This is a genomic window from Psychrobacter sp. ENNN9_III (assembly GCF_001462175.1).
Taxonomy (GTDB): domain Bacteria; phylum Pseudomonadota; class Gammaproteobacteria; order Pseudomonadales; family Moraxellaceae; genus Psychrobacter.
The window spans coordinates 1-8,828 of record NZ_LNUO01000016.1 but is presented as its reverse complement, the minus strand read 5'-3'; the positions used below and the strand labels follow the sequence as shown (position 1 = coordinate 8,828).

Annotated in this window: 6 protein-coding genes and 1 pseudogene; 1 reads left to right on the top strand and 6 read right to left on the bottom strand. The window is 43.8% G+C overall.

Translation table 11 applies throughout. The features are described 5' to 3' along the window. Positions 1–94 precede the first annotated feature (94 nt). From PENNN9_RS01010 to ppx, 5 genes and pseudogenes are all read right to left on the bottom strand, one after another. Positions 95–664: a YggT family protein gene (locus tag PENNN9_RS01010; protein ID WP_058367916.1), complete on the bottom strand. Its 570-nt coding sequence runs from the start codon at positions 662–664 to the stop codon at positions 95–97. 85 nt (positions 665–749) lie between these two features. Then, positions 750–1,580 carry a pyrroline-5-carboxylate reductase gene (gene proC / locus PENNN9_RS01005; protein WP_058367915.1) on the bottom strand — a complete coding sequence of 277 codons (831 nt, stop codon included), beginning with the start codon at positions 1,578–1,580 and terminating at the stop codon, positions 750–752. A 193-nt stretch (positions 1,581–1,773) separates the two neighbouring features. Beyond that, positions 1,774–3,324 (bottom strand): tRNA lysidine(34) synthetase TilS, encoded by a 1,551-nt coding sequence (gene tilS, locus PENNN9_RS01000; RefSeq protein WP_058367914.1) that lies wholly within the window; start codon positions 3,322–3,324, stop codon positions 1,774–1,776. Between the two features lie 190 nt (positions 3,325–3,514). Further along, a pseudogene (locus PENNN9_RS00995) lies at positions 3,515–4,335 on the bottom strand (acetyl-CoA carboxylase carboxyltransferase subunit alpha). A 186-nt stretch (positions 4,336–4,521) separates the two neighbouring features. Further along, on the bottom strand, positions 4,522–6,072 hold the full coding sequence (gene ppx / locus PENNN9_RS00990; protein WP_058367913.1) for an exopolyphosphatase: 1,551 nt from the start codon (positions 6,070–6,072) through the stop codon (positions 4,522–4,524). Between the two features lie 383 nt (positions 6,073–6,455). On the opposite strand from ppx, the gene PENNN9_RS00985 reads away from it, so the two are divergent. Continuing rightward, positions 6,456–6,872 (top strand): DUF962 domain-containing protein, encoded by a 417-nt coding sequence (locus tag PENNN9_RS00985; RefSeq protein ID WP_058367912.1) that lies wholly within the window; start codon positions 6,456–6,458, stop codon positions 6,870–6,872. A 23-nt stretch (positions 6,873–6,895) separates the two neighbouring features. Here the strand turns inward: PENNN9_RS00985 and PENNN9_RS00980 are convergent, their stop codons facing one another. Then, entirely contained in the window at positions 6,896–8,632 is a 1,737-nt protein-coding gene (locus PENNN9_RS00980; protein ID WP_058367911.1) for an AMP-binding protein, read from the bottom strand. Positions 8,633–8,828 lie beyond the last annotated feature (196 nt).

Below are 8,828 nucleotides of genomic sequence, written 5' to 3'. Positions count from 1 at the left end.
AAAAAGACGCCCTATAATAAGAGCGTCTTTTTTGTGTTAGGCAGTTTTTAGAATATGTCGATAAGTGTACTTGATAATCAATACGTAATAGAGTTTAGCCTAACATCGGCATAAAGCTTGAGGCCAAACCGCCGATAAACATCTCGAGTAAAAGAAAAGCAATAAAGGCAACCATCGGTGATAAATCAAGCATGCCTAGGTTTGGCGTGATGCGACGAAACGGCGCTAAAATAGGCTCAGCTAAGTTGATAATGATGCCAATGATAGGGTGCTCAGATCTGGTGAATACTACAATCCAGCTCACAATAATAGAACCAATGACCAAATAGCGGCACATACGTAAAAAGTCTAAAATCAAACTGGTGGTACCAGCAAAAAACAGCGGCGCAGGTGCTATACCTTTATGCATCAGCGCCGCTTTGCCTGAGATATCAATGAGACGGATTAAAAACATTAATACAATGGCCGCAATACTGATACGCCCTTGCGCGACTGTCGGAAAGATACGCCCAAACGTATCTACAATGCGCGTGGCCTTGTAAGCAGGCGCAATCATAGGGTTTCTCTCATCCATCCCAGCAAACTGCAGCATAAAACGGATAAATACCAACATCATAGCGAAGGTAGTCACTAAGTCAAAAATTTGCAACAAGGTGTTGTTCATAAAACGCTACTCAATGTGCCACGGATAAAGATTGTTAAAATGGTGGCTTATTTATATTAAAAAAGAATTTTATTGCTCCAAATTCTTATTTATTTTCTGTACTAAGGGCCTGACTACGATCGTAACAAGCTTGCATAGCTTCACCGATTTGACGTCCGATCTCATTGGCTTGCATTGACTCAATTGCCGCTTGGGTCGTACCGTTTGGCGAAGTGACCTTACGACGTAGCTCAGCAGGTGTATCATCACTATTCATCGCCATTTTGGCAGCGCCCAGCATCGTTTGCATTGCCAGTGATGACGCTTGTTCTTTATTCAAGCCTAAAGCGACGGCGCCATCAACCATCGATTCGATAAAGTAAAACATATAGGCGGGTGCTGAACCAGAAACTGCCGTCACGGCATGCATAAGCGTCTCATCATCGACCCACATGACCAGTCCTGAAGCTTCCATCACTGCGGTGGCCAATTGCTTTTGTTCTGCACTAATGTTATCTGTACCGTACAGACCAGTCGCACCCATCTGAATCATCGCAGGTGTATTTGGCATCGCACGTACGATATTGCTATAGCCGCCCAGCATGTCTGACAAAAGGTCCGTCGACAAGCCTGCTGCCACTGACACTACCAATTGTTTGTCTAGGGCATCAGCAAAAGCACTGACAACAGGTCTCATGACTTGAGGTTTTACCGCTAGGACAACGACATCAGCATTAACAACAGCAGCTTTTGCATCGGCTGTTGGATCAACCGCATTCAACCCTTTAGCAACCAATTGCTCACGCACCTCGCTACTAGGGTCAGCAACCGTAATTAGACTTGGTTTGACATCGCAAGCGATAAGTCCACTTATCAAGGCTTGCGCCATGTTTCCACCACCGATAAAGCTGATTTTTTTATTATCTAGTATTGACATTACTGCTCCTCACTCACAAAACGCAAAGGTATTCAAAGATGTAGTTTCTAACAATATAAAGTATATTATGATCATTAGTGTGACCACTGAAATGACACTTAGTCTACCATACTGCCACGAGCATTAAAGAAATTTATCTATAGCCCAATCACCTGAAAAAATCGATGAACGTAACGATTTTATTGCATACTGACTATATGCTTAAGATATTTTTGATAGCACTAGCTAAGAAAACACTATCATTTGTAACGTTTGCCAACGCCTTATCAGTCCCTAGTACCCAACTTTCAAATGGTGATACTAGCAATAACGGCAACGCCTCATCTTTATGAGCGAAGACAATACTGACAACCACCAAGCTATCACGCAGCCAGACAGGCACGCCCAGTGTTTGATAGAGTTTTTTGCCCGCTTGCGGACGAGTGGCTAGCGTGGTTTGAACGCGCTGCTGCCGCCCTAATGGTGTACACGTCAGCTCAATCTTATCTTTATCGCTTATAATATTATCGCTTATAAATCTATCATTTATAAAGTGTATCAACGTATTGAGCGCGATTTTTAATTGCCAATTGGCACCTTTGCCTGTGCGTAACGTCACCATCATGGCATGTTTTTGAGGCAAGCTTAAACAAGGTAACGTTTGGGTGTGTGCAGTAAGTGGTAGCGCTAGCCATGTAAGCCAACTACTGCTAAGACGATATAGCTGCTGACGATAACGGCGGATAGTATAAGTCTGCTTACTGCCCTGCCAGTCTAATTGGGTTTGATGGTCGTGATCATTACGCTCAGTTAAATTCAAAACATTATCTACAAGTTGCTTAGTCGGTGGCAGTGGTTCATCTTGCGTGAGCCAAGTATGTATGAGTTGGCGTTGACGATAGATAGGCAATGAGTGCAGTTTATCGATATTTAGCACACGTTGCGCTGGTGGACAATTCAACGGAATAATAGCGGTCTGCTGCAAGTCTTGTGCGGCTTGATCGCTCACGATAGCCTGAGCATCCGCGAGTAGCTGCGCACTGCGAGCAATATTATCAATAACATTTGAGTTATACGTAGCAAGTGCTGGCATGATATCGCAGCGCAGCCCACTCCGCACATTATCACCGCTGTCATTGGTAGGGTCATCGATATAAGGCAGCTTTAATTGCCGAGCATAGTGACTGATAGTAGAGCGACGTACCGACAGCCAAGGCCGCCACAGTATGTTGCGATGCATGCTTTGGGTCTGCACTCGCCACGCCTGCATACCTGACAGGCCATTCACCCCTGCCCCTTGAATCAAGCGCATGAGCACCGTCTCAGCTTGATCATCAGCATGATGGCCCAAGAGTAGCACATCATCTTGATTAATATGGGCGCGCATATCACGATAACGTGCCAGCCGCGCCGCTTGCTCATCATGACCGTCAACTTTTGCCATTAGCACCTGACACGGTAGCTGCTGAGCGCGTGCCCAATTGGCGACATGCTCTGCCCAATAACCACTATCTACTTGCAGTCCATGATCAACATGCAATAATTGCGGCAAAAACGGCAGCTTGCCCTGTCGGTATAACTGCACACATAGCGCAGCTAATGCCAACGAATCTCGCCCACCACTACATGCCAGCCAAATACGCCGACCGTGTAATTGATTACTATACTCAGCCATACTAACCAATAATGCCTCTGCCAGATTATCATCGATTGGCAACTGAGCTACTGGCTTGATAGGATGGTTTAGAATAGCGCGACTGGTCATAATCAATCTTATATAGGTAAATTTAAAAACGAAAAAACGCTTATATAGGTAAATTTAAAACGAAAAAACGCGCCATCAAGTAGCGCGTTTTTATTCTATCACTTTTTATTCTATCACTAAGAGTAACCGCCTAGGACCAAACGCTTGTCATCAAACAAAAGTAATAACAAATCAGTATTATGCTACACAGCTAGCAAGGCAGCATGACCTCTGAATTAAAGGTTTTGAGCTTTTCGTAGCGCTGCTCGCAACGAGCGTCTGCATCCATGTCTTTGATTTCATCAAGCTGTTCTAGCAGTAGCGCTTTAAGAGAGTTCATTACTGGCTGTGGATGGACGTGTGCGCCTTCACCTTCTTCGATGACCGCATCAATGAGTCCCAGTTGATACAAGTTATCTGCATTCAACTTCAAAGCTTCACTTGCATCTTTCGCTTTTTCTGCCGTTTTCCATAGGATTGAAGCACAGCCTTCAGGAGAAATAACGGAGTAAATACTGTTTTGCAGCATGTTTACTTTGTCACCCACCCCAATTGCCAATGCACCGCCCGAGCCGCCTTCACCAATGATAGTGACAATAATAGGAGCTTTTAAACTCGAGAATACAGCAATGCTCTCTGCTATCGCTTGCGCTTGCCCACGCTCTTCGGCACCAATACCAGGGTATGCACCTTGCGTGTCGACAAAGGTCATTACGGGAATACAAGTCATTAGGGAATATTAAAACGCTCTGCCATCTTTACCAAACGTATGACTTTACGATAACCTTCAGGGTTTGCCATACCGAAGTTATGAGCAATGCGTTCGCGCGTACTACGACCACGATGTTGCCCAATGACCATGACTGGCATACCATCCAAGCGGGCCAATCCACCTACAATTGCTTTGTCATCGGCATAGGCACGGTCACCATGCAATACATCAAACTCTGTAAACAGCTGATTGACATAGTCCATAAATAATGGACGTTTGGCATGCCGTGCAAGCTGAACGCTATCCCAGACGGTACTCATAGACGTTTCCTTTCTATCGTTTTGTATAATTTATATGTTACTACGTGTCATGAATTATTTGAGGCTAAATAAAGTACAGTTGTAAACTCAATAAAACTTATAGTAGCACAATTTATATACTGTGGCATTTAACAATGCTTTTGTAATGTAATTAATTGGCTTAATTAACTAATCAACGCCCAACGTCTAGGCAGATAACGTGGCCTCAATTACGTTGAGCTTAACACCCCATTTTGCAAACTGTTCAGTCTCTACACAAAGATCTGAAAACAAGAATGCATAGTGCTTTTTGTCGGTACTGACAGTAATTTGCCAGCAGTTGGTATCCGTGATGACAAGGCGCATGTCAGGTAGATCATACTCACTACGGCTATGATGCGCTAAGACCGCAAGCCTTAGTAGTAAGCATAGATAGACCAAATCATTACCGCCAATGATACATGTCTGCTCAAGCATATCGCTTTTGAGCTTGCGTCTATGGTTGAGCATCAGCTGTGCCATACGCTTTTGGTCGACTTGCGAAAACCCCGGAATGTCCGAGTATTCAAGCAAGTAAGCACTATGCTTATGATAACTGCTATGGCTAATTGCAAGACCAATCTCGTGCAGATATGCTGCCCGTCTCAATACGTCAGCATCATCATTGGTCAATTGTAAGTCATCTTTGACTTGTTTGAACAAATGGCGGCTGGTTCTAACCACTTGTCTGGCTTGTTTTTTGTCCACTGAATAGCGTTTGATTAATGCAAGTACACTACGGTCACGGACATCCTCACTAGCCAAACGTCCAAGCATGTCATACATTACTCCTTCTCGTAGCGCGCCATCAGAGTAAACGATAGTCTCAATGCCAAGCACTTTCATCGTAGCACGTAGTACCGCTACGCCTGCGGGAAACACTGCCTTACGGTGCTCTTTCACACCTTCTAACTCAATGTCATTTACATCACCGATTTTGATAAGCAGTTTTTCTAATTTTTTGACCCCTTGATAAGTGACGCGCTCTTGCTCATCTGACCAGCCTTTAGATACCAGCACATTACGCACGGCTTTAATCGTACCACTAGAGCCAACCACACTACTCCAGCCTGTCTTTTGGTATTGGCCGTTAATAGCCAGTACTTCTTTGCGAGCCGCAACGATAGCACGATTAAAATTCTCTTTGGTAATTTGCCCATCTGCAAAAAACTTCTTTGTAAAGGCCACACAGCCCATCTGTAAGCTTTCAGTCAATAATGGATCGAAACCTTTTCCAATAATAAACTCAGTGGAGCCGCCACCGATATCGATAACCAGACGCTTATCACTACTAGCATTGGTGTGAGAAACACCAAGATATATCAGTCGCGCCTCTTCACGTCCAGAGATGATTTCAATTGGCTTGGGTAGTATCTCATTGGCCCGCTTTATAAAATCATTGGCATTTTTCGCCTGGCGCAGCGCATTTGTTGCAACGACACGTATGCGCGAAGCAGAGACTGAGTCCAGACGTGCAACGAAGCGGCTAAGACATTCTAGACCTCGCTTTTCAGCAGCAGCGCTTAAGATATTATGTTCATCTAATCCTGCTGCTAGCTGTACTTTTTCGGACATGGAGACTACTTTTCGCACTTCTCCATGATCAAGACGAGCAATAGCTAAATGAAAGCTGTTCGAACCGATATCGATAGCAGCCATCAGTTCATCATCAGCGAGAGGCGAATCTATAATGTCATTACTAAGCGTAGGATTGAGCATAGGAAAAATCGTTATCCTGTAGGATGGTGTATAAGAATATAGTCGTAACCACAAGTGTTGTAATAGATAATACTTGCTTTGGATATCAAGTTTACAAGCCTTAAATTTTTAACGTAGTGTCGCAGACAAGCTTTGCTATTAAAGCATTTCTATTAAGGTACATTCAATAACTTGTGTTCATTATAACCCTTTACTACATTCTAAATAAGTCATATTATTAACCAGTAACATTGATAATTTAGAATGACTATTAATAGCTGTAACTTCTATCTTGGTGTCTATTTTATTGTTGAATTACATTGTTGATCTTCCTTTATTGATGTAGTCACCAAGTATTGATAGTTCTCTGTTAGTCCAAATAATAAGCAAAGGAAGCTGCCATCATGAATCAATCTACCCGTACTCAATCTCGAGCTACTGCCAACATAGAGACAAAAGATGCAATTGTTGGCACAGATATCACCAAAGTAGACCCTGTCTCTGAGCAGGGATTTTACGATTTTTATTTAAATGAGCATCAAAACATTATTTGTCGCCGTCTGCATTTTGCTGGTAGTAGTTTTGGTTTATTAGGACTAGCAAAGTCGGTTAAGACGCGCTCGCCAAAACCTTTACTCAAAGGTATTGCAGCAGGGTATGCTTGTGCTTGGGCTGGACATTTCTTTTTTGAAAAAAATAAACCAGCCACGTTTAAATACCCATTACAAAGCTTCGTCAGCGACTTTCGTATGTATGGTGACGTCTTGCGCGGCAACTTAAGTTTAAGTGACCGCAAATATGATAAAACCGAACGGAAATAGTTTACTGGTACTTTTTCACACTACTAACGTAAAGACTTACGCAGTATCTTACCTACCGCAGTCTTAGGTAGCTCATCGATAAACTCGTATGATTGCGGGCGCTTATAACCTGTTAAACGCTCGCTTGCAAAAGCCTGTAACTCCTCTACGCTCAAGTTTGCCTCTTTTTTGACCACAAAGGCTTTTGGCACCTCGCCACTATGCTCATCTGCAATACCGATTACCGCCACTTCAAGCACTTTTGGATGCGCGGTCAATGCCGCTTCTACTTCATTAGGATAAACGTTGAATCCTGAGACTAGTATCATGTCCTTTTTGCGATCCACTAGCGTCAAAAACCCTTCTTCATTCATTACCCCGATATCACCTGATTTAAAATAGCCATCTTTGGTAAAGGTGTTGGTATTATCTTGTTGCCAATAACCGCGCATTACTTGTGGGCCTTTTATCCCTACCTCTCCAGGCTCGCCAATCGCACATGCTGAGTCATTTTCATCAATGATTTTGATATCCATCATGGCTAGTGGCAGACCAACACTACCATTAAAATGGCTAATACCAGGTGGGTTAAAAGAGATGACAGGAGAAGTTTCAGACATGCCGTACCCTTCATTGATAATCCTACCAGTGACTTGTTGCCATTGATCAGAGACCGCTTTAATAATCGCTGTACCGCCACCGATAGATAGCGCCAAGCGACTAAAATCAAGGCTGGCAAACTTTGGATGATGCAGCATACCGATAAACAAAGTATTAACCGATGGAATGACATGTGGACGATGCTGCTCAATGGTCTTGACTAGCCCATCGATATCGCGTGGGTTGGTGACCAATATATCCTCCCAACCGCCATAAATTCCCAGCAAGCCGCAAACGGTAAAAGAGAAGATGTGATAGAGCGGCAACGGGTTGAGTATCTTAATCTGCTCGCGACGTCCCGCTTCAATCGCACTGCCAAACATCGCATAACACTGACAGACATTGGCCATGACATTATAGTGCGTCAGCATGGCGCCTTTTGGCTTACCAGTCGTGCCCCCTGTATATTGTAATAATGCCAAATCTTCGCGCTCGATGGTGACGTCTTTAAAGTCTTCTGCGCGCTGCGATTGTAAGATATGCGCAAATTTTATATAGTCCTTTGAGTCTAACGTATTAGCCGCCGCTGATTCTATTATGGATGAGTTGTCGGCTGGCTTGGCGCTAAGCTGACTTAATAAAGCTATATCATTGTCAGAGGGGGCAGCATGCGGATCTATAGAACATCTTACAACCCATTGCAGCTGCGCCTTGATGTCATCGTCTAGCTGCTCATAAGCTGAGTCCATGCCCTCTAGGATGATAAGACCGCAAGCTTGTGCATCTGTCAGCTGATGCGCCAACTCATAGTGGGTATACATAGGATTGACATTGACCAGTACCGCTCCTGCCCGCAAGCAGCCGAGCAATACCACGGCATACTGCAATATATTGGGCAGTTGGACAGCGATACGATCGCCTTTACTGATGCCCTGCGCTTGTAAAAAGGCGGCAAAGCGACGACTGGCGATATCTAATTGCGCAAAACTCAACGTGGCAGGACCCATACTAAAGGCCACAGAGCCGCTGTGCTGATCAATCTTTGGTTGTAATAAATCTAGCAGGTTATGCTTATCTTCTAACACATTTAGATTGTTTCTTAGTCCGTACTTCTCATACGCGGCTTGCCATAATGGAGGGACGGTACTACTGGGGGCATTATTTTCAGAACTGGTATTCATCAGTTGGCATCCTTGCTCGTGATCATTGTTAGCTTCAGAATAGCACAATTTATTCTCTGTTTTGCAAACGAGTAGAGTATGGTCTCTTTTGGCTTCTACTCAATTTTTATGGTGAACGCGACTCAAAGTAGGAGCCGATAAATCACAAAGTACAACAAAAATTAGCCACAAAAAAACCAGCACAGTGGCTGGGAAA

Coding starts and splice junctions, on each gene's coding strand:
- PENNN9_RS00985 (WP_058367912.1), top strand. CDS start 6,456: ATGAATCAATCTACCCGTACTCAATCTCGAGCTACTGCCAACATAGAG.
- tilS (WP_058367914.1), bottom strand. CDS start 3,324: ATGACCAGTCGCGCTATTCTAAACCATCCTATCAAGCCAGTAGCTCAG.
- PENNN9_RS01010 (WP_058367916.1), bottom strand. CDS start 664: ATGAACAACACCTTGTTGCAAATTTTTGACTTAGTGACTACCTTCGCT.
- proC (WP_058367915.1), bottom strand. CDS start 1,580: ATGTCAATACTAGATAATAAAAAAATCAGCTTTATCGGTGGTGGAAAC.
- PENNN9_RS00980 (WP_058367911.1), bottom strand. CDS start 8,632: ATGAATACCAGTTCTGAAAATAATGCCCCCAGTAGTACCGTCCCTCCA.
- ppx (WP_058367913.1), bottom strand. CDS start 6,072: ATGCTCAATCCTACGCTTAGTAATGACATTATAGATTCGCCTCTCGCT.